17 protein-coding genes are annotated in these 21,605 nt (G+C 59.5%); 2 read left to right on the top strand and 15 right to left on the bottom strand.

Annotated elements, in window-relative coordinates:
- Window positions 1-2 precede the first annotated feature (2 nt).
- The 7 genes from RA29_RS10800 to RA29_RS10770 form a co-directional block, all read right to left on the bottom strand.
- Window positions 3-1,634 (bottom strand): alpha-D-glucose phosphate-specific phosphoglucomutase, encoded by a 1,632-nt coding sequence (locus tag RA29_RS10800; protein WP_039685648.1) that lies wholly within the window; start codon window positions 1,632-1,634, stop codon window positions 3-5.
- Window positions 1,631-3,763, bottom strand: coding sequence for a glycogen debranching protein GlgX (gene glgX / locus RA29_RS10795; protein WP_052249595.1), 2,133 nt, complete (start codon window positions 3,761-3,763; stop codon window positions 1,631-1,633). The genes RA29_RS10800 and glgX overlap by 4 nt, the downstream gene beginning before the upstream one ends.
- The gene (gene glgA, locus RA29_RS10790) at window positions 3,760-5,184 is read right to left on the bottom strand and encodes a glycogen synthase GlgA (RefSeq protein ID WP_039685646.1); all 1,425 of its coding nucleotides are present in this window, start codon (window positions 5,182-5,184) and stop codon (window positions 3,760-3,762) included. The genes glgX and glgA overlap by 4 nt, the downstream gene beginning before the upstream one ends.
- On the bottom strand, window positions 5,181-6,440 hold the full coding sequence (gene glgC, locus RA29_RS10785; RefSeq protein ID WP_039685644.1) for a glucose-1-phosphate adenylyltransferase: 1,260 nt from the start codon (window positions 6,438-6,440) through the stop codon (window positions 5,181-5,183). Before glgC ends, glgA begins: the two co-directional genes overlap by 4 nt.
- A gap of 12 nt (window positions 6,441-6,452) precedes the next feature.
- Window positions 6,453-8,609: a 1,4-alpha-glucan branching protein GlgB gene (gene glgB / locus RA29_RS10780; protein ID WP_152612987.1), complete on the bottom strand. Its 2,157-nt coding sequence runs from the start codon at window positions 8,607-8,609 to the stop codon at window positions 6,453-6,455.
- A 35-nt stretch (window positions 8,610-8,644) separates the two neighbouring features.
- Window positions 8,645-10,234 carry an alpha-glucosidase gene (locus RA29_RS10775; RefSeq protein WP_039685640.1) on the bottom strand — a complete coding sequence of 530 codons (1,590 nt, stop codon included), beginning with the start codon at window positions 10,232-10,234 and terminating at the stop codon, window positions 8,645-8,647.
- Window positions 10,235-10,393: 159 nt separating this feature from the next.
- On the bottom strand, window positions 10,394-11,308 hold the full coding sequence (locus RA29_RS10770; protein ID WP_039685638.1) for a jacalin-like lectin: 915 nt from the start codon (window positions 11,306-11,308) through the stop codon (window positions 10,394-10,396).
- Window positions 11,309-11,633: 325 nt separating this feature from the next.
- Here RA29_RS10770 and murJ point away from each other — a divergent pair, with 325 nt between their 5' ends.
- Window positions 11,634-13,172, top strand: coding sequence for a murein biosynthesis integral membrane protein MurJ (murJ, locus tag RA29_RS10765; protein WP_039685636.1), 1,539 nt, complete (start codon window positions 11,634-11,636; stop codon window positions 13,170-13,172).
- On the opposite strand, the gene RA29_RS10760 is transcribed toward murJ, so the two are convergent.
- Window positions 13,169-13,852 carry a rhomboid family intramembrane serine protease gene (locus RA29_RS10760; protein ID WP_039686024.1) on the bottom strand — a complete coding sequence of 228 codons (684 nt, stop codon included), beginning with the start codon at window positions 13,850-13,852 and terminating at the stop codon, window positions 13,169-13,171. The genes murJ and RA29_RS10760 overlap by 4 nt on opposite strands.
- A gap of 72 nt (window positions 13,853-13,924) precedes the next feature.
- Here RA29_RS10760 and trpS point away from each other — a divergent pair, with 72 nt between their 5' ends.
- The gene (gene trpS, locus RA29_RS10755) at window positions 13,925-14,947 is read left to right on the top strand and encodes a tryptophan--tRNA ligase (protein ID WP_039685634.1); all 1,023 of its coding nucleotides are present in this window, start codon (window positions 13,925-13,927) and stop codon (window positions 14,945-14,947) included.
- A 138-nt stretch (window positions 14,948-15,085) separates the two neighbouring features.
- Here the strand turns inward: trpS and RA29_RS23570 are convergent, their stop codons facing one another.
- From RA29_RS23570 to RA29_RS10720, 7 genes are all read right to left on the bottom strand, one after another.
- Window positions 15,086-15,640, bottom strand: coding sequence for an ankyrin repeat domain-containing protein (locus tag RA29_RS23570; protein WP_241462579.1), 555 nt, complete (start codon window positions 15,638-15,640; stop codon window positions 15,086-15,088).
- A 308-nt stretch (window positions 15,641-15,948) separates the two neighbouring features.
- Complete coding sequence (locus tag RA29_RS10745) at window positions 15,949-16,863, bottom strand: nucleoside hydrolase (protein WP_039685632.1); 915 nt, start codon at window positions 16,861-16,863, stop codon at window positions 15,949-15,951.
- On the bottom strand, window positions 16,856-17,608 hold the full coding sequence (locus tag RA29_RS10740; RefSeq protein ID WP_052249593.1) for an ABC transporter permease: 753 nt from the start codon (window positions 17,606-17,608) through the stop codon (window positions 16,856-16,858). Before RA29_RS10740 ends, RA29_RS10745 begins: the two co-directional genes overlap by 8 nt.
- Window positions 17,605-18,357 carry an ABC transporter ATP-binding protein gene (locus RA29_RS10735; RefSeq protein WP_039685630.1) on the bottom strand — a complete coding sequence of 251 codons (753 nt, stop codon included), beginning with the start codon at window positions 18,355-18,357 and terminating at the stop codon, window positions 17,605-17,607. Before RA29_RS10735 ends, RA29_RS10740 begins: the two co-directional genes overlap by 4 nt.
- Window positions 18,358-18,361: 4 nt before the next feature.
- The gene (locus RA29_RS10730; protein ID WP_039685628.1) at window positions 18,362-19,423 is read right to left on the bottom strand and encodes an ABC transporter substrate-binding protein; all 1,062 of its coding nucleotides are present in this window, start codon (window positions 19,421-19,423) and stop codon (window positions 18,362-18,364) included.
- Window positions 19,424-19,447: 24 nt separating this feature from the next.
- Complete coding sequence (locus tag RA29_RS10725; RefSeq protein ID WP_052249592.1) at window positions 19,448-20,791, bottom strand: sulfatase-like hydrolase/transferase; 1,344 nt, start codon at window positions 20,789-20,791, stop codon at window positions 19,448-19,450.
- On the bottom strand, window positions 20,788-21,519 hold the full coding sequence (locus RA29_RS10720; protein ID WP_241462589.1) for a GntR family transcriptional regulator: 732 nt from the start codon (window positions 21,517-21,519) through the stop codon (window positions 20,788-20,790). The genes RA29_RS10725 and RA29_RS10720 overlap by 4 nt, the downstream gene beginning before the upstream one ends.
- Between the last annotated feature and the right edge of the window lie 86 nt (window positions 21,520-21,605).

The following is a 21,605-nucleotide window of genomic DNA, read 5'->3' as shown; positions in this document are numbered from 1 at the left end:
CATCAAGTGATCACATCAGGCCCATCGCGCCCCGTGCGCACCTTGATCTCGGCCAACGCATCGGCGGCAGCAATGATACCCGCCAGCGCCTCTTGCGGGTCCTTACCCAGCGCAGCGGCATCGGTCTCCAACTGCTCCAGATAGACGCGCAATGTGGCCCCATCCGTGCCCGTGCCCGACAGACGGAACACAACGCGCCCGCCGCCCTCGAAATAGATGCGGATACCCTGCCCCGAGGATGTCGAGCCATCCACCGGATCGTCATAGGAAAACTCGTCTGCCCCCGACACCGTAAGGTCTCCGACAGTCTGCCCGGCCAAGTCACCCAACCGCCCGCGCAGATTGGCGATCAGATCATTCGCAGCGTCAGAATCCACCGCCTCATAGTCATGGCGCGAATAGTAGTTCCGCCCGTAGCTCACCCAGTGATCCGCCATCAGCTCAGACACCGACTTGCCCGTCTTGGCAAGAATGTTCAGCCACAACAGAACGGCCCAAAGCCCGTCCTTCTCCCGCACATGGTTTGACCCGGTCCCGGCACTCTCCTCACCGCACAGCGTCACCTTCCCGGCATCCAGCAGGTTGCCAAAAAACTTCCACCCCGTCGGCGTCTCAAAAGAGGCCATCCCCTTGGCCTCAGCCACCCGATCCGCAGCCGCAGAGGTCGGCATAGACCGCGCCACCCCGGCCAGACCACCGGCATAGCCCGGCGCCAGATCAGCCTTGTCCGCGAGCAGCGCCAGACTGTCCGAGGGGCTGACGTAACAATGCGCGCCCACAATCATGTTGCGATCACCATCACCGTCCGAGGCCGCCCCAAAATCCGGCGCATCATCGGCGTACATGATGTCCATCAGCGCCTTGGCCCAGACCGGGTTCGGGTCCGGATGCCCCCCGCCAAAATCCGGGCTCGGCACCCCGTTCATGACGGTGCCAGCAGGCGCGCCCAGCCGGTTCTCCAAAATCTCATGCGCATAGGGACCGGTCACCGCGTGCATGGCGTCAAAGCACATCCGGAACCCGCCCTTGAACAGTCTCGCGATGGCATCGAAATCAAACAGCTCACCCATCAGCTCGGCATAGTCGGCAACAGGATCAACAATCTCGATCTGCATGTCGCCCAGCGCGCTATCCCCCAACGCGCCCAGATCAACCTCACCGCCATCCAGAATGCGGTAGGCGTCAATCTCCTGCGTCCGGGCAAAGATCTTCTCCGTCACGCCCTCGGTCGCAGGCCCGCCATTCGGCCCGTTATACTTCAGCCCAAAGTCCGCCTTCGGCCCACCAGGATTGTGACTGGCCGACAGGATCAAGCCACCATCAGCCTCACGCTTCCGGATCAGGTGCGAGGCCGCCGGGGTCGACAACAGCCCACCCTGCCCCACGATGCACTTGGCCGCCCCATTCGCCGCCGCCATGCGCAGGATCGTCCCGATGGCCACATCGTTGAAGTACCGGCCATCACCGCCCACAACGAGCGTCTTGCCTTCAACGCCACCAATGCCGTCAAAAATCGCCTGCGTATAATTCTCCAGATACCCCGGCTCCATGAACACGGCGGTCTTCTTGCGTAGCCCGCTTGTGCCGGGCTTCTGCCCCGCAATCGGGGTGGTCTGAACGGTTTGAATACTCATGCTTCAATCTTTCTGTTTTGAAAATCGGTTTCGCCCTCGGACATCCCGTCCACAGGGCACAATTCCAACGCCACAACACTGTTGGGCGCGACAGACACAGCGCCGGGACGCACAGCCTCGGCCACCTGACCCGAGGTATCAATGACGCGCATCCAGCGATGACCCGGCAATGTCTCGGGCAGGGCCGCAACGGTCTTCTCACCCGCATTGAACAGCAGGTAAATCGCCCCCAGCCGCGGCTCATAAGCAGGCGTGCCACGGGCCATGCGCATCTCAACGCCAAGGAACTTCAACTCAGGCCGCTGCCAATCCTCATCCAGCATCGCGGTGCCATCGGCCTTGCGCCAAAACACATCCGGCTTGCCATCCACGGCCCGCTTGCCCGCATGCAAGAACCGCTTCTGGCGCAGGATCGGGCTAGATTTGCGGAACGCAATGATCTGACGACAGAAGGCCAGAAAATCCGGGTCCGCCTCGTCCCAATTCACCCAGCCAATCTCATTGTCCTGACAATAGGCATTGTTGTTGCCAGCTTGCGAATTCCCCAACTCATCGCCCGCCAAAATCATCGGCGTCCCCTGGCTCAGCATCAGCGTCGCCAGCATATTCCGCCGCCGCTGCGCACGCAGCGCCATGATAGCCGGATCATCCGTCGGCCCCTCAACCCCGCAATTGTCCGAACAATTGTGATCATGCCCGTCGCGATTGTCTTCGCCATTGGCCGCGTTGTGCTTGGCCGCGTAGCTGACGGTATCCATCAACGTGAACCCGTCATGGGCCGTGATGAAGTTCAGGGACGACGTGGCAGGCCGCCCATCATGGTCAAAGCGCAAGGCACTGCCGGTCACATTCCCCGCCAGCTTCCGGATCATGCAGGCATCCCCGCGCCAGAACCGGCGCACAGTATCGCGATACTTGTCGTTCCACTCGGTAAACGGCGACGGAAAGGCACCCAACTGATAGCCCCCCGGCCCAACATCCCAAGGCTCTGCAATCATCTTCACCTTGTTCAGCACCGGATCCTGCCGGATCGCCCTGCAAAACGGCCCATCCCGGTCAAACCCGCCAGAGGTCCGGGCAAGGCTCGACGCCAGATCAAAGCGGAAGCCATCCACATGCATGACCTCCACCCAATAGCGCAAGCTGTCCATCGCCATGCGCAGCACAAACGGATGATCCAGATCCAGCGTGTTCCCGCAACCGGTATCATCGACATAGTACCGCCGGTCCTCCGCAAGCCGGTAATAGCTCGCGTTGTCAAAGCCCCGGAAACTCAGCGTCGGCCCGCGCTGATCACCCTCGGCCGTGTGGTTGTACACCACATCCATGATCACCTCGATCCCGGCGGAATGGAACCGCGCCACCATCTGCTGGAACTCGGAAATGTCGTGGTCGCTCAGATACTTCGGCTCGGGCGCAAAGAACCCGTAGGTCATGTAGCCCCAGTAGTTGCTCAGCCCCTTATCGACCAGAAACCGATCATCTACCGCGGCCTGTGCGGGCAACAGCTCAATCGCCGTCACGCCCAGATCGGTCAAATGCTCCAGCATCTGATCCGACGCCATCCCCAGAAACTTGCCCGCATGGGCAATGTCCCCACGCTGCGCGGTCAACCCTTTGACATGCGCCTCGTAAATCACCGTGTCAGACCACGGCGTCTCCAACCGCACCTGCTCGTTCCGCCCCCAGGTAAAGGCGGGGTCCACCACAACCGACCGCGGCATGTATGGCGCACTGTCGCGGGCATCAAAACTCAGATCCCTATCCGCATGCCCAATCTCATACCCATACAGCGCATCATGCCACTGCACATGACCGCTCAACCGCTTGGCATAGGGGTCCATGAGCAGCTTGTAGGGATTGAACCGGTGCCCCTCACGCGGGGCATAGGGCCCATGCACCCGGTAGCCATATTGCTGCCCGGGCCGCAGCCCGGCGATGTAGCCGTGCCAGATATGCCCCTCACGCTCGGCCAGATCGACAAGGTACACCTCGCGCCCCTGATCGTCGCACAGGCACAGCACCACGCGCGTTGCGTTCTGCGAAAACACGGCAAAGTTCACGCCCTCGCCGTCGAACGTGGCGCCCAGGGGATGCGGGCGGCCTGCGCTCAGTTGGAATGGTGTCATTCAGCAGCCTTCACCAGGTCGTCATACAGCGCAGCATAGGCCGCAGCCGACGGCGCCCACCCCACTGGCTGCGCCATCGCGTTTCGCTGCATCTTTGACCACAGCTTGGGCGCGGCGAAAAGGTCACAAAGCTGGATCAACGCGTTTGAGAGCGCATCCGCCGTAACAGGGTGAAATTGCAGGCCCGTCGCGACACCTTTTGCCATAGTGGCAGGCGTGGCGGGAATGACTGTATCGGCCAGCCCCCCGGTCAACGCCACCACGGGCAAGGTCCCATAGCGCAAGCCATAAAGCTGCGTCAGCCCACAGGGCTCAAACCGCGACGGTACAAGGATCGCATCGCCTCCGGCCATCATCCGATGTGACAGCGCCTCGTCATAGCCAATCCGAACCGCCACGCCGGGATGGTCAAAACTGGCAAAGGCCCCCTCCAGCGCCGGATCACCCGACCCAAGCAGCGCCAACTGCCCGCCGCGATCCAGCAGTGCGGGCAAGGCATCCAGCAACAGGTCCAGACCCTTCTGCGCCGTCAGCCGCGACACCACCACGCACAGCGGCCCATCGGCCTCCGGCAACCCAAACTCGGCCCGCAGCGCGGTCTTGTTCGCGGCCTTCCCCTTCGGCGCCGTGTACGTCTGGATATGGTCATCCACCTCCGGCGACCACACGTCCAGATCAATGCCATTCAGAATACCCGACAGTTCCGCCTTGCGGGTCTGGAGGACACCATCCAGCCCCATGCCGAACTCCGGCGTCATCAATTCACGGGCATAGGTCGGGGACACGGTCGTCAACCGATCCGCATGTAGCAACCCGGCCTTGAGCGCTGAAATCTGCCCCCAATACTCCACGCCCTCGCGGGTCAGGTCCGCCTTTGCAATGCCCAGATCCTTGGCCGCCTCCATCTGCACCAGCCCCTGAAAAGCGATGTTGTGAATGGTCAGCACGCTGCGCACATCCACCCCATCGCGCTTCAAGTAATAGGGCACGAACCCCGCCTGCCAATCATGACAATGCACGACGTCGGGACGCCACGTGCCCAGCGCCCCCGCCGCAACATCCGTCGCGACCCGGCACAACGCCGCAAACCGCTCCGGATTGTCCGGCCAATCGACGCCATCGTCATTCAGGTAAATCCCGGACGCTCGGTCATACAAATGCGGCGCATCCAGCACGAACAGGTCCAGCCCCGCAGCATCCCCCGACAACAGCCGCGCATCCCCGCCAAAAAGGCCGGTGAACTCAGCGGCGGTCTCAGCACCCTCCAACGCTTCCATCACCGCAGGATAGCCCGGCAGCAAAGTCCGCATGTCGACACCCAAAGGCGCCAGCGCCCCCGGCAAAGCGCCCACCACATCCGCCAAGCCCCCGGTCTTGACCAAGGGCGCGCACTCGGACGCAACGGACAGAACCTGTGTCATTGCGCCGCCTGCCAAGCGTCCACCATCTCCTTGGTGATCAGGGTCGTCCCCTTCTCGCTCACACGGAAAAACTTCGCATCCTCTGTCGGGTCCTCCCCCACAACCAGCCCCGTAGGGATCTCCACCCCCCGATCAATCACGCATTTCCGCAACCGGGCCGACCGGTTGATGACCACATTCGGCAGCACCACCGAATGATCCAGCACTGCATAGGAATTGGTATGCACCTGAGTGAACAGCAGCGAATTGCGCACCTCGGTCCCCGAAATGATGCAGCCCCCCGACACCATGGACGAGATCGCAACGCCCCGCCGGTCCTTCTCATCATGGATGAACTTCGCAGGCGGCGCGCTCTCGGAATAGGTCCAGATCGGCCACTGCTGATCCCACAAATCCAGCTCCGGCGTGAAATCCGTCAGATCAATGTTGGCTTCCCAGAACGCGTCCAGTGTCCCCACATCGCGCCAGTAACTCGGCGCGCCGTCGGCCCGAACACATGAGTCATCAAACCGATGCGCCGCAGCCTTCCCGTTCTTCACAATGTCCGGGATCAAATCATGCCCAAAGTCATGGCTCGAATTCGGATCAGCGGCATCCGCAATCAGCAACTCACGCAAAAACTTCCAGCTAAAGACGTAAATCCCCATCGACGCCAACGCCTTGGTCGCATCCTCCGGCGTCCCCGGCGGATCAGCAGGCTTTTCCAGAAAAGACGTGATGCGACTGGTCTCATCCACCGCCATGACACCAAAGGCACTCGCCTCCTCGCGCGGCACGGTCAGGCAGCCCACGGTCACATCCGCCCCCTGCTCCACATGCTGGCGCAGCATCACCTCGTAATCCATTTTGTAAATGTGATCGCCCGCCAGAATGACAATGTATTCAATGTCATAGCTATCGACGATGTCGATGTTCTGGGTCACAGCATCGGCAGTCCCCCGATACCACATCTCTTCCGACACTCGCTGCGACGCAGGCAGAATGTCCAGAAACTCATTCCGCTCTGCCCGAAAGAAACTCCACCCCCGCTGGCAGTGCCGGATCAGCGAATGCGCTTTGTACTGGGTCGCCAGCGCCATGCGCCGGATGCCTGAGTTCACAGCATTGGACAGGGCAAAATCCACGATCCGCGTCTTGCCGCCAAAGAACACCGCCGGTTTCACCCGCCGGTCGGTCAATTCCTTCAGGCGCGACCCGCGCCCACCCGCCAGCACAAAGGCCATCGACCGCTGCGACAGCCGTGTCGTGTCCACCATATCCAGTCCTCCCTATTCGTCATGTCGGAACATCACCGTCGCCAAAGGCGGCACCGTGACGTCCACAAATTGCGGCAACCCGTCCCACTCTCCCGCCTGAGACTGCACGGCGCCCCCATTCCCCCGGTTTCCACCGCCATAAACGGCCGCATCGCTGTTCAGAACCTCGGCCCATACCCCCTCAGCAGGCACACCAATGCGCCACTGACGCTCCACCGGCGTGAAATTACAAACGACAACCACAAGCGGATCACCATCCTCACCCATCCGCACAAAAGCAGTCAGCGAGTGCTCCGGATCATTCGCGATCCATGCAAAACCCGACGGATCACAATCCCGCCGATGCAGGGCAGGCGTGTCGCGGTAGACATGGTTCAGATCACGCACCCACGTCTGCAACCCCTTCTGCCGATCCCCATGCAGCGCATCCCAATCGAGCGCCGCATCATGGTTCCACTCAGCCCACTGCCCAAACTCGCAACCCATGAACAGCAGCTTCTTACCCGGATGCCCCCACATGAACCCATAATAGGCGCGAAGGTTCGCAAACTTCTCCCACTCGTCGCCCGGCATCTTGGCAATCATCGACCCCTTGCCATGCACCACCTCGTCATGGCTGATCGGCAGCACAAAGTTTTCCGAGAATGAATAATCAATCGGGCAGGTCATCAGATGATGATCGTATTGCCGATGAATGGGGTCCTTTTCGATGTACCGCAGGGTGTCGTTCATCCACCCCATGTTCCACTTGTAGCCAAAGCCCAAACCGCCCGCGTCCACCGGCGTCGACACACCCGGAAAGGCGGTGCTTTCCTCGGCCACGGTCATGATCCCATCCACCTCACAATAGCAAACGGTGTTCATCTCTTTCAGGAAATCAATCGCCTCGTAATTCTCGCGCCCACCATCCTTGTTGGGCACCCACTCACCGTCAGCACGCGAGTAATCGCGGTAAAGCATCGACGCCACCGCATCCACGCGCAGCCCGTCGATATGGTATTCCTTGAACCAATAGAGCGCGTTGGCCGTCAGGTGGTTCTTCACCTCGCGCCGCCCGTAATTGTAGATCAACGTGTTCCAGTCCTGATGAAACCCCTCGCGCGGGTCGGCGTGCTCATACAGATGCGTGCCATCAAACTGCGCCAGCCCATGGGCGTCCGACGGAAAATGCCCCGGCACCCAGTCGAGGATGACCCCCAGCCCCGCCTTGTGCGCGGCCTCGACCAAATCGCGAAACTCGTGCGGCGGGCCAAAGCGGATGGTCGGGGCATACAGGCCAAGCGGCTGGTACCCCCAAGACCCGTCAAAGGGAAACTCACTGATCGGCAGAAACTCCAGATGAGTGAACCCCATCCACTTGGCATACTCCACCAGCTCAACAGCCAGTTCTTTGTAGCTAAGCCTGCGCCCGTCTGCGGTATGCCGCCAAGACCCCAGATGCACCTCATAGATGGAAATCGGCCTGTCCCGGCTCTGAAGCGCACCGCGCGACGCCATCCACTCCGCATCGTCCCAGCCATAACCCGAAATGTCCCGCACAACCGACGATGTCTCAGACGGATGCTGCCCCCCAAACCCCACGGGGTCAGCCTTCAGAAACGGCGCACCCTCGCGTGGCGCAATCTCATACTTATAGAGATCGCCCTCACCCAAACTGGGCAGAAAGATCTCCCAAACTCCGGTCTCGCCCACACGCCGCATCGAATGCCGCCGCCCGTCCCAGACGTTGAAGTCGCCAACGACAGACACCCGCACAGCATTCGGCGCCCAGACGGCAAAATGCGTACCGGCCACGCCATCCATTTCGGTGACATGCGCGCCCAGCGCCTGCCACAACTGCCGGTGCGAACCCTCACCAATCAGATACTGATCCACATCCGTCAGCACCGGCCCAAAGCGATAGGGATCGTCAAACTGCCACTCCACCCCATCGGCATAGATGGCAGTCAACCGATGCGCGGTCGCAGCATCAGGAACGGGCCCTGCAAAAAGCGGCCCCTCAAGGCGCGGCAATGACACGGCGTCGGCCCCGCCAGTCGCCATCAAAGCTGTCGCATCCACGACCAGCGCGACACACCACGTCACCCCATCGGTCGTGTGCACACCAAGCACATCAAAGGGGCGGTCGTGGCAGGCCTCCAGCAACGCATCAACGTCCCCTTGGGTCATATGGGGCGGCAGTATCTTGGTCTCCGCCCCACCCATCAGTCAATGCGCCCGATCAAAAACCCGCTGCCGCCAAGCGTCACCTGCACGCCATCCACCTCCGCCGACTGATCCAGAACAGACGTCACCGCATGGGGCAATTCCACGCTCACAGGCTCAGGCGACAGGTTATACAGGCACATCATGTTCTCTCCACGCTTGAACCCTAACACGGGTTCCGGCAGATCAAGAAACACCGTCTTGCCCGCCCGCAAATCCTCAGACCCGCGGCGCAGTGCCAACATCTCGCGATAGAACGCCAGCACCGAATTCTCGCCCTGCGCCGACACCGCCCGCGCCTGCTGCGGCTCCTTCACCGGCAACCATGTGCGATTGGCTTGGCTAAACCCACCATTCGGCGCATCCGCCTCCCACACCATCGGCGTCCGGCAGCCATCTCGGCCCGTCTTCTCCGGCCAGAAATTGATGCCCTCGGGGTCGGTCAACTCATCAAAGCGCAGCACAGTATCCACCTGCCCAAGCTCCTCGCCCTGATAGATGCAGATCGACCCCTCAAAGCTCAGCAGCAGCGCCGCCGCCTGCTTGGCCAGCGCATCCTGATCCACCCCATGCGCCAACCAGCGGCCCACATGGCGCGGCACGTCATGGTTGGAAAACGCCCAGCACGGCCACCCCTCCGGCGCATCGCGAAAGAACGCCTCAATCCGCTCACGGAAATGCTTGGGGCTGAAATCCGGGCCCAACATCTCAAAGCTATAGGCCATGTGCAGACGATGACCCGAGGTATATTGCCCCATAATATCAATAGCATGGTGGCTATCCCCCACCTCACCCACCATAGTGCGCGCATCATACTCATCCAACAACGCCCGCAACCGCTTCAGAAACACCAGGTTCTCCGGCCGGTTCTTCGAAAACAGCGTGTACTGCATCTCGAACGGCCGCACCGCATCCTGTGCCCAGTCCGACGGGTTCGCCGCATTGTCGCGCAACAGGTCATCGTGGAAATAAAAGTTCACAGTATCCAACCGGAACCCATCCACTCCACGTTCCAACCAGAAGCGGACACAATCCAGCAAGTAATCCTGAACCTCCGGGTTATGGAAATTCCAATCCGGCTGCTCCTTCAGGAAGTTGTGCATGTAGTACTGCCGCCGCCGCGAGTCCCACGTCCACGCCGGTCCACCAAAGATAGACAGCCAATTATTCGGGGGCGTCCCATCCGGCTTCGGATCAGCCCAGACAAACCAGTCCGCCTTCGGATTATCCCGGCTCTGACGGCTCTCGGTAAACAAGGCATGCTGGTCCGACGCATGGCTCAGCACCTGATCAATAATGACCTTCAGGCCCAGCGCATGCGCCTTCGCCACCATCGCATCAAACTCGGCCAGCGTGCCAAAGCTCGGATCAATGTCCAGATAATCCGAAACATCGTACCCCATGTCCGCCATAGGCGACGGAAACACAGGGCTCAGCCAGATCGCATCGACGCCCAGCGACGCCACATGCTCCAGCCGGTCCATGATGCCCTTGATGTCGCCAATCCCATCCCCATCCGCGTCCATAAAGGATCGGGGATAGATCTGATACGTCACCGACCCGCGCCACCAGTCTTGTCCGTCTGCCATCGTCAAAGCCCCTATTGCCAGATGTTAGCACTAACACTCAAAGCGCTTTGATACGGGCCAGCCGCCCATAACGCAAATGATTCACGCACACGAAAAAAGACCCCCGCCATCAGCAGGGGCCTCGAAAGTGCTAAAATGAAATGGTGAAAAAGGCTCAGGTCACGCCGCAATACGTTTGGCGAAACTGTCGTAGTCAAAGGTCTGGCCCGACATGTACGGCAGGTGCAACTCCAGTACCCCGGTCATGTCATAAAGATCGGCGGTGATCACACTATCACCTGACACGGCAGCAGAAATGATGTTCGGCTCGGAGGTCGGGAAGAACCAGATGGTCCCATCCTTCGCCTCAAACACGTCCATCACAACCACCTCGATGCCCACATGGTTCGCAGGCGGCGCATAGGTGATCTTCTCGCTCTGCTCCCGCTCTTCTTCGACGACCGAGTTGAACTCGGCCTGCGTGGTCACGGTCAGGCCAAAGGTCGTGCTGGCCCGGGCAGAAAACTCACCCAACGCGACACCCGCCTCACTTGTCTGCGTCACGCTCGTCACCGTCTCAAAGAACAGGCGCGTGCTGTCCATCCGGGCCACCCGGCTCGACACCAGCCGTTCATAGGTCTGGCCCTGCGGAATGACATTGGTCACGGCAAACACCCCTGTCTCGACCACAGCCGATTCCACGTAGTCCGAGATGTGGTAGACGCGCAGCTTGAACAGCATGTGGCCCGCATTGCCACCGATACCCAGCACCCGGATATTCTTCAGAACACGCTTGGGGCCCGCAAACGTCCCGCACTTGATGCTCCGGCCCAGGTTGGTCGTCAACTGGACCCCGCGAATGCGGTCCTCGTTCTTTTTCTTGTCATGGCTTTCGTAAACAACAAGCTCGTTGATGTATTCATCCTGCTGAAGGTTCAGAACAACCGTTTCCTTGCCCTGCACATCGCCATGATACGTGCCGTTGATGCGCACACCTTCCACCATATCGCTGGCGCGAAAACCGATGGAGTTGATGTGTTCAATGTCGAAATCCTCGCCGTGATCTCCACCTATGGCAACTGTCTGAATGCTCATTTCAAGTCTCCTTTTTTCCTAATCTGCGTTTGGCGTTGTCAGCACCGACATCCGTGTCGGCCTTGCACAAAGGTAACGACCGACCCCCGGGATTTATTCGCGTTTTACGGGAAAAAATGTGCCGGTGGTGCTTTGACCACCCCAAGGACAGGAAGACTTTGCCGAGGACGGCTGCTTGTTCTGATCCACTGAAAGCGGCGCAAAAGGCCCCGCGCCTGATCCTTGCTGCACCCAACTGCCCCAGCGCGGCACAGCCGACACGCTGACAAGCTGCAAGTGACAGCGCCCATTGCGCGCGCGCGCGCCGCCCGCTACCCCATCCCAAATGAAACCGATCCGTCTCATCACCGGCTTCCTGACCGTGGGCGTCTGGACGCTGCTCAGCCGTATCTTCGGCTTCGTGCGCGAGGTGATGCTCCTGTCGCTGATCGGCCCGGGCCCGGTCATGGACGCCTTTGTCGCCGCCTTCCGCCTGCCCAACATGTTCCGCCGCTTCTTTGCCGAGGGTGCGTTCAACGCCGCCTTCATACCGATGTTCTCGGCCAAACTCGAAGGGGACGAGGACGCCGCGAAATTCGGACGCGACGCCCTGAACGGGCTGGCACTGGTCACGCTGTTTCTGACGGCACTTGCCATGATCTTCATGCCCGCCCTTGTCTGGGCCACAGCGGGTGGGTTCGGACAGGAACGCTTCGACCTCGCCGTGGGCTACGGGCGGATCATGTTCCCCTACATCTTCTTCATGTCGATTTCGGCGCTGTTCTCGGGCGTGCTTAACGCCACAGGCCGCTTCGCCGCCGCCGCTGCCGCGCCCGTCCTGCTGAACGTCCTGGTGATCACCGCCATGACATTCGCTTGGGCCACGGGGGCCGAGGCGATCACCTGGCTGATCTGGACCATCCCGGTCGCAGGCATTGCGCAATTGGCGCTCACATGGGGGGCTGCCGCCCAAGCCGGGTTCGCCCTGAAACCCGCCCTGCCACGCTGGACGCCGGACATGTCCCAAATGGTCCGCACCGCCGTCCCTGCCGCCCTCGCCACGGGCGTCATGCAGATCAACCTCGTCGTCGGCCAGCTTGTCGCCTCAAACTACGACAACGCAGTAAGCTGGCTCTTCGCCGCCGACCGGCTCTACCAGCTGCCGCTTGGCGTCGTCGGTATCGCCGTCGGCATCGTCCTGCTGCCTGACCTATCGCGACGGCTCAAGGCCGAGGATATGGCAGGCGCCCGCAACGCCTATTCCCGCGCGACCGAGTTCTCGATGGCGCTCACCCTGCCCAGCGCTGTCGCGCTCATGGTGATCCCCCTGCCGCTGGTGTCGGTCCTGTTCCAGCGCGGCGCAACAGGCGCAGACGACGCTGCCGCCATCGCCACCGCCGTTGCGATCTACGGCGCGGGCCTGCCCGCTTTCGTCCTGCAAAAGGTGCTGCAACCGCAGTATTTCGCGCGCGGCGACACGAAAACGCCGTTCTACTTCGCCCTCGTCGCCATGGTGATCAACGCCGCTGTCGCCATCGGCCTCTCCCCCATCCTCGGCTGGATCGCCCCCGCCATCGCAACGACAGCCGCAGGCTGGGCCATGCTCGGGCTCCTCTACGTCGGTGTGCGCGGCATGGGCGACGTGGTCAAAACCGACGACCGCTACCGCAAGCGCCTGCCCCGCATCATGGCCGCCTCTGTCGCCATGGGCGTGCTGCTGGGCGTCCTCGCCACCGTGCTGAAACCCGCGCTTGGCACCGACGGCATCCGCTACATCGCACTTCTGGCACTCATCGCCGTCGGCGGCGCAGGTTACTTCGGCATCGCCCACGCCATCGGCGCGATGCGCCTGTCGGACATCAAGGGCGCCGTCCGCCGCGGCTAACGCTTCCGCAGGGTCGCGAGCACCCGCGTCCAGCCACCCGGCATGACAAAAGCCGTCAGCGCAAAGCCCGCACAAAACCCGGACAATTCCGCCACCCAGGCATAGCCCACCTGGAAAAACATGCCGAACAGCAGCTGCAAGCCCATCAGCACGCCAATCAAGGTAAAGGCCCGCGCCTGCGGCCCACCCGTTGCGGCCAGCTTCTGCCACAGCAGAAAGGTAAAGACGCCAATCAGCCCGTAGACACTGGGATAAGCCCCAAACAGCCACGCCTGATCCGTCAAGAGCCCAAAGACCAGCGCGCCAAAGACGCTGCACAGCACGAACAGAAGGATCACGGGCCAACCGCCCATCACCTCCCCCACCATCTTGCCCATGGCCAGCAGGATGACACACGCAAACAGGGCCGAGGTCAGGCTGCCATGAACAAACGGATAGGTCAGAAAGCGCAGCATATGCTCGGGCAACAGCACCCCATTGCCCAGCATGAAATCAAAGGCTTCCCCCGAAAACCCGTAGTCATTCAGCGCCTGCAACCGCCAGCCCACAGCAGCAGGGCCACCAATCAAATTCGCCTCCCCCAGCGAAAACGCCAGCTCCGGCAGCGCAATGGCGGCAAAGAGCAGCCAAACTGCGGGCGGCAAAGGGTTCACGGGGCTCGGATCATACTGCTCTGACATGGGGCCTGCCTGCTTGACGCTTGTTACCCCCATGGGTAAGCCAACCACGCAAATTTGCCCAGAGGTTCCACAATGTCAGACAGCCAATTCACACCCCGCGTGTTCTCGGGCATGCAGCCCTCGGGCGGTCTGACGCTGGGCAACTACCTCGGCGCGCTCAAACGCTACGTGGAGATGCAGAACGAAGGCACGTACGAGACGATCTACTGCATGGTCGACCTGCACGCGATCACCGTCTGGCAGGATCCTGCCGAGCTTGCGTCCAAAACCCGCGAACTCGCCGCCGCCTACATCGCCGCAGGCGTGGACCCGGAAAAATCCATCCTGATCAACCAGTCCCAGGTGCCCGAGCACACGCAGCTCGCGTGGATCTTCAACACGGTCGCGCGCATGGGCTGGATGCAGCGCATGACGCAGTTCAAGGACAAGGCGGGCAAGAACGCGCAAAACGCCTCGCTCGGCCTCTTTGCCTACCCGGCCCTCATGGCGGCAGACATCCTTGTCTACCACGCCACGCACGTGCCCGTGGGCGACGACCAGAAGCAGCACCTTGAACTCACGCGCGACATCGCGACCAAGTTCAACCACGATTACGGCGTCGATTTCTTCCCCATCACCGAACCGGTGATCAAGGGGGCGGCCACGCGCGTCATGTCCCTGCGCGACGGGTCCAAGAAGATGTCGAAATCCGACACCTCCGACGCCTCCCGCATCAACATGACCGACGACGCCGACACGATCGCCAAGAAGATCCGCAAGGCCAAGACCGACCCCGAGCCCCTGCCCTCGGAATACAAGGGGCTCGACGACCGGCCCGAGGCGCGCAACCTCGTCAACATCTACGCAGCCCTTGCAGACATCAGCGTGGATCAGGTGCTGGCCGACCACGGCGGCGCACAATTCGGCACATTCAAACCGGCGCTGGCCGAGCTGGCGGTGGAAAAGCTCAGCCCCATCGCGTCCGAAATGACCCGGCTTCTGAACGACGTCCCCGAGATCGATAGGCTGCTCGCACGCGGCGCAGAGCAAGCGCGGGAAATCACGCAGCCGATCCTCAAGCGCACCTACGAAATCGTGGGTATGGTCGGCGCATAAACGATTTGCAGGCCCGCAGATGAAAAAACTTATCCGCCTCGCACAGCGCGGGCGGATAGGTTTGGTGTGCGACCGATCAATGACCTTAGAGCGAACAAAGCTGAATTCTGTTGAGTCCGACGCAATGAGTGCTTTGAGTCAGGAACCAAAACCAGCAATGAAATCAGCAGATTTCCTGTGGCCAAGGTTACGAGCTTCTTCCTCTGCGGTTGCATCATCGTCGATTTTGGTTGTGATGGTCCGGTCTGCACCCCCCTCCAGCAGTATACGCATGGACGCTTCATCGTCTCTAACCGCTGCGACGTGTAAAGGTGTCCAGCCGTTTATCCCGCGTTCATTGATATCTGCACCAGCGTCGATCAACAGGCTCAGTATTTGATACTTTTCCGGTCCTTCAACTTCTATGCAACGTATCACTGGAGGGTAACCATCAGTGCAAATAGGCTGCAGATTAACACCCTTTTCGATCATCCATTTGACGGATTGCAGTGACCCACTTGATACCGCATGCACGATCCAAGGTGATCCGTAACAGCTGTCTCTTTCGAGTGGAAAGCCATCCACCACCTGCGACGCAAATTCGAGTTGATCTAGTTCACCGTTTTTGAGCCGCGTTTGGATCTCGCATAGCTCTTTGTAGCTGGGATCATCGGCTAGCCGGTGTCCGGCATTAGACCAATCTTTTCTAGCCAAACTTCTCTCCAGTCGAGGTCATCTCTGCAACTCTTTTCTAACACCGAAAAATAGCAGACCCCTGGGCGACGTGCAGCATCCGTCGCTCTGGGCTCTTGCCGCGATTCACCGAAGGAGGCGCTCACTTGTGCCAACCAGTCCCGAACAAGACCTGGTCTTTCGCTGCTAACGGCTTGAACCTTAGAGATGCAAGCGTTTCGCCCCCGAGATCTGCGACTGGTCCTGTCGCAGAATTTACTGACAATTGCGACACTCTCAACAGTGGGGCACACTCAAGGCCGCCAAAACGTGCATGCGATAAGCCGCCCTTATCCAAACATGGAAAAGAACCGCTTTTTCAGCTTTGGTGCATCGACCCCCCGGCAAATCTGTGCCTCGCTGCCGTGACCGGGTAACGTACGACCAACCTGCTCTCCGTCGAGAACCACAGAAAGGGGTTCTTGCGTAATTTCAAACAGATCTGGTTTCACGCAAGCGATGACAGCTGCCGGATCATGCAAGCCGCAGCCCGTGAGGCCTCGTGCCTCGTATATCCCAATATATGCGTCCGATGCTCTTTCGAGAAATCCGCCATGATCAGGGTGACGTCGTGCAAGTTCTGCAAAATCATCCCGGCTACCGGTGGTTTGCATCGTGACGTCCAAGCCGACCATAAGTGTTGGAACACCTGACGCCAGTACCTCTGCAAGCGCATGTGGGTCCTGATAGGTGTTTGCCTCTGCATATGGCGTTACATTGCCCGGTACGTACGCCGCGCCGCCCATGAATATGATCTTCGCGATATTGTCGACAAAGTCGGCATGTCTGCGCAAGGCCTCTGCTACATTCGTGATCGGCCCAATTGCGCAAAGCGTCACTTCGCCGGGATAACGCCGGGCCATGCTGGCCATGAAGTCAGCTGCGTCTTCTTCAGTGGGCGTGCGTTGTGGTGTTTCGGGTGGCACGGGCCCAAACCCTTCAGCTCCATGGATCCTTGCGGCTTCTGCCGGATCAAGCGGCGCAAAAACGCTTGGCTTTGCAGCGCCTTCTGCCACCGGGATCTCAAGGTCGGCCAAATCGCACAGCCGAAGTGCGTTCCGTGTCGCCTTCTCCACGGGCACATTTCCGAACACGGTCGTCAACCCAAGCAATTCGATGGACGTGTCATGCGCCGCGTAGAGGATTGCCATCGCATCATCGACACCAGGGTCGGTGTCGATGATCATCTTTGTTGGCTTAGGCATCCTGCCACCTCAAAAGACGTTTGCGGAGCCAAACGACAAGCAGATAGTTGCTAAGGCCAAGCACAGCCGCGATCAGGGTCACGCCGTACAGGATATCTGCGCGGTAACTCTCCATCGCCGTGACGATCAGGTAGCCAAGACCAGTGCGGGAGAAAAAGAACTCGGCCACGATGGCTGCGATGATGGATCCGGTGAAGGCAACCTCGTGGGCCGCCATGTAGTAGGGGATGGCTGACGGCCAGCGAACTTTCCAGAATATCTGCCAGCGCGTTGCGTTCAGCACATGCATGCGATCGAGCAAAACCTGATCCGCCGCCCGTAACCCAGCCACCACGTTTGCCAAGACTGGAAAGAAGGTCACCAGAAACACCACGATGAACTTGGGCATGTTTGTTGTGCCCAGGGTGATGACCAGAATGGGGGCAATCACGACAAACGGGATGTTCTTGATCACGATAAACCAAGGCATCAGGAACGTCTGAACCGACGGCAGATAGACAAACAGAACCGCGATGGAAATCGCAAAAAGGTTTGCAAAGGCGTATCCAACCATCGCGCCGTACATCGTAACGCCGGTGTGGTACAGAAAGTTGGACCATTCATTGCCAAGTGTTTTGAACACAATTCCCGGTCCGGGCAGGATAAATGGCTGAAGCCCGGAGAGTGTGACAGCCAATTGCCAAATGATCGGGACTGACACGATCATGAACACATAGCCCAAGCGTTCGCGTGATACGTTTGTCATGCCTCTTCGACCTCATAAAGCAGGCGCCGGACCTCAAGAACTTTCTCACCAAATGCGCTTTGGGTTTTCAGATCTCTGCGACGGGGGCGTGGAAAATCAACGTCGACGATGGCGCTGATCCGGCCCGGACGCGGGGCAAGGATGACAATGCGGTCCGCAAGCATCACAGCCTCATCAATGGAATGGGTGACAAGCACCGTGGTTTTGGGGTTGTCGAGCAGGACCCCACCCAGAAATTCACACATGAACTCGCGCGTCATTTCATCCAAAGCGCCAAAAGGTTCATCCATCATCAGGAACGGCGGGTTGTGAACCATCGCTGCCGCGATGTTGACCCGTTGTTGCATCCCGCCTGACAACTGATGCGGATAATGATCCTTGAACGCGCCAAGGCCGAACTCATCAAGTAGGCCAGCCGGGGTCAGCGGTGTTTCGACCCCGGTAATATCAAGGGTCATCTGAACGTTTTGCAAAGACGTGCAGGATGGGACAAGTGCAGCGCGCTGGAACACGATGCCCAGCTTGTTTTCGCGCCGCACACGTTCCGGCGTGTCGCCACCGACCAGTATTTCGCCCGCACTTGCGGTTTCTAGCGACAGGACATGACGCAGCAACGTAGTCTTGCCGCAACCTGATGGCCCAATCAGGGCGATGAACTCGCCCTCCTGAATGTCCAGATCGATGTCCTTGAGTGCATCAATCTCTCCAAAAGACTTGGAAAGCTGGCGGAGCTGAATGGCCGGTGACATGTCGTTAGCTGCAGTCGACTGTTGGCATGAAGCCGTATTGCAGCAAGGTCGCGGTATTTTCATTCCATGCAGAGAAATCCGTTTCCAACAGACGCAGATCGCCTTTTGTCACCAACGGGGCCTGCTGTTCATAGCGTTGCAACACCAGTTCTTTGGTCAGGTGTTTGGCGTCGGTGGCATATTTCAGAACGGCTTCTGCTGACACCTCTGGGTTTTCCAGCATGAAATCGATGCCGCGATGCACCGCCCGCATGAAACGCTCACCCACTTCGGGGTTCTCGGCAATCGTGTCTTTCATCATCACGATGGAATCTGGAAAATCCTCAAACCCATGCGGACCCCACATGAGCGCATTCCACTCGTACCCTTGCGCCGAAATCGCGCGGGTCTGGTTGAAAATCCAACCAAAGTAAAAGTCGGCTGTTCCGGCAAACAATGCATCGGGCGTGAAGCCGGCTTTGATGATCGTCACATCGCCTTCTTCCATACCGGCCTTATCCAGAAGGATGGGCATATGTTCGAGGAAGGGTCCACCAGCCACGGTCCGACCTTTGAGGTCCTGTGGCGTCAATTCCTTGCCAATCAGCTCTTCATCAATTGTCAGAAAGGCTGCTGGACCGCCTTTGAGCACAGAGCCAACCGAAGTGATCCCTTCAATCGGTGTCGGAGACGTGATCGCGCGAGGCAGGTAAGACCCAGCAGAGGCAACAGCCACATCCACGACCCCGCCACCAAGTGTTTGGATATGGTTTTTGCCAGGACCACCCGGCACCAACTCAACCTCAATACCTTCGTCGGCAAAGAACCCTTGTTCGATCGCGTTGTAGAAGTGGGATTGCCCATCGTCGAGCACCCAAGACAGGCCAACACGCAGGGTCACCGTTTCCGCCATGGGCGTAATATCGGCAAGGTCCGCATCGGATGGCAGCAGATCGTTGGTGACGTAGTTTTGGGCCGGAACAACCCGTTCGACGCAGGCCAGTGCCTCTTCATACGTCATCTCGGGTGCGGCCAAGGCCGGGCCTGCGAAGGCTGTTGTCGCCAGCAGAGCAAGTGTGCGTTTCATGTCAAATACTCCTTGTTGGTTTTGTTATCGCCAAGCCTCAACCGGGTTGAATCTTGGTTCACCGAAGAATTCTTCGGCTTTTGGTGGTTGGTCTTCGAATTGTGCGAAGTGCGCGGACAATCTGGATCTCAACTCGGCTGCGAGGTCTGGGGCGTCATCGATGATGTTGCGCGCCTCTCCGTCTTGCAGGGCGAACAGGGTGTCGCGTCTGTTGTCAAAGCGGGCAATCAGCTTGTGCGTTGCAGTGCGGATCATGCGTGCGGTGCCGTATTCCCCGTATTGGGCATCGCGCCAATCCGGGGCATCGTCAGCCAGAACAGGCCAAAGCGACTGCCCTGCAAAGGGGCCGCCAGTGGGCTCTACACCCGAGGCAACGGCCAGCGTCTGAAACAGATCAAGGTGATCGGCAAATGCCGTGGGGCGCGCACCTTTCGGCACGCCCGGCCCAGACAGGATCATGGGAATGCGCATGCTTTCCTCGATCATGTTTTGTGGGCTGGTCGCGTTCCCTTTGCCCCAAATCCCGTGATGATCCAGACACAGCCCATGGTCAGAGGTGAAGACGATCAGGGTATTTTCCAGCTCTCCCGACGCGGTCAGCTGATCCAGAATACGCCCGACCCCTTCGTCAATCGCCGTGACGGCGGCATAGTATTGCATCTTGGCCCGCCGACGGGCCGCGGCATCGTCCCGTGGCAGTTCGATGTTCAGGATGTCGCCGTCAAAAACGCGCTCTGCGCTTGGGATGTCCGCGAAGTGTGCGTCGGCATATTGCGCAACCAGTCTTTCGGGCTGGTCTTCCCAGGGCGAGTGGGTCGCGTAGAATCCTGTAAAATGAAAGAAAGGCTGGTCTTTCGGGCGATCACGCAAGAACGACACCGTGCGATCAGCGATGAGTTGGGTCAGATACCCTTCGGGCGCATGCAGATGGCCGTTGTCACAGAACCGGTTCGCGGCGCGGTGATAGATCGGATAGTCGCCCGCCAGCGCAAACCAATCGTCGAAACCCGGCTGGGGATCGTAGTCGCGCCCAATGTGCCACTTGCCTGACAGACCGGTATGGTAGCCCGCGTCATGCAGCATCCTGGGCAGTGTGGCGATATCCTGCACCCACGACCGACCGTTAAACTGGTCCGCCGAGTTCAGGTAGTCGTGCAAACCATGCTGGGTCGGCAACAGCCCTGTCATGAAACTCGCCCGCGCGGGAGAGCACACCGGAACCGGGGTGAAGGCATTTTCAAACACCGCGCCATTGGCAGCCAGTGCTGATACGGACGGCGTATGTAGCTCCGAATTGCCATAAGCAGGCAAGGCCCACTGACCATGATCGTCGTTGAACACGACAAGGATATTGGGCGGCTTACTCACGATCCGCTCAATGCGTAGATGGTCCCGGCAAACTCGATCGGGATCGTGTCGGGTACGATAAGAAGATGCGTAACTGCGAGCAGTTCGACCTTTTCGGAAAACATGTCAGACGATGTTTTCACCAGAGCGGTACCAATCTCGCATTTCAGCTTTTCCGCGATGCTGTCATCCGCAACAACCGCTGACATAGATGCGTTTTGTAAAAACCTCTGCGAACCTGTGTGATCGGACAAAACGCGAATGAGGTTGCCGTCAAAAGTGGACCAATCAATGTCCCATCCGCGCACGCGATCTTGCGGCAGGTAATCCACGATGAAGGCAACCGGGCGTTTGTCAGCCGTCAGGACCCGTTCGAGACGCACAAGCTTTTCGTCTTTAGCCATACGAAAACGGGCGCTAATATCCGCATCCACAATGTCCTGAGCCATCGAGATTTGTTCAACCCCGGGCGTCTGCCCCTGGCTCTTAATGACTTCTGGTATAGAACCGGACCGCAGATGGCTGCCAGGCGTACGCCGAAGGATCGTGCCCACCCCATGGCACCGCGCAACAATGCCTTCGCTTTCCAACTGAATCATCGCTTCGCGCACAGTGTTGCGGCTCACCCCGAACTGCTCGGCCAACTTGCCTTCGCTCGGCATGCGGTCGCCTGCGGTCAACTTACGCTCGACCGCCGCCGCGAGAACCGCCTCTCTCAGACGCTCAACTGTTGGAAGTTGTTTCAGCATCATTCACCATGTCGCCAGAGTCACAAATTTAAGTTGGAGGTCCAACCTATTTTTTCTAAGGTAACTATATTTCCGCCAGAGTCACC

Origin of the sequence: Tateyamaria sp. ANG-S1, from assembly GCF_000814025.1 — a bacterium.
GTDB lineage: Bacteria > Pseudomonadota > Alphaproteobacteria > Rhodobacterales > Rhodobacteraceae > Tateyamaria.
This window is presented reverse-complemented; position numbering and strand designations above follow the sequence as displayed.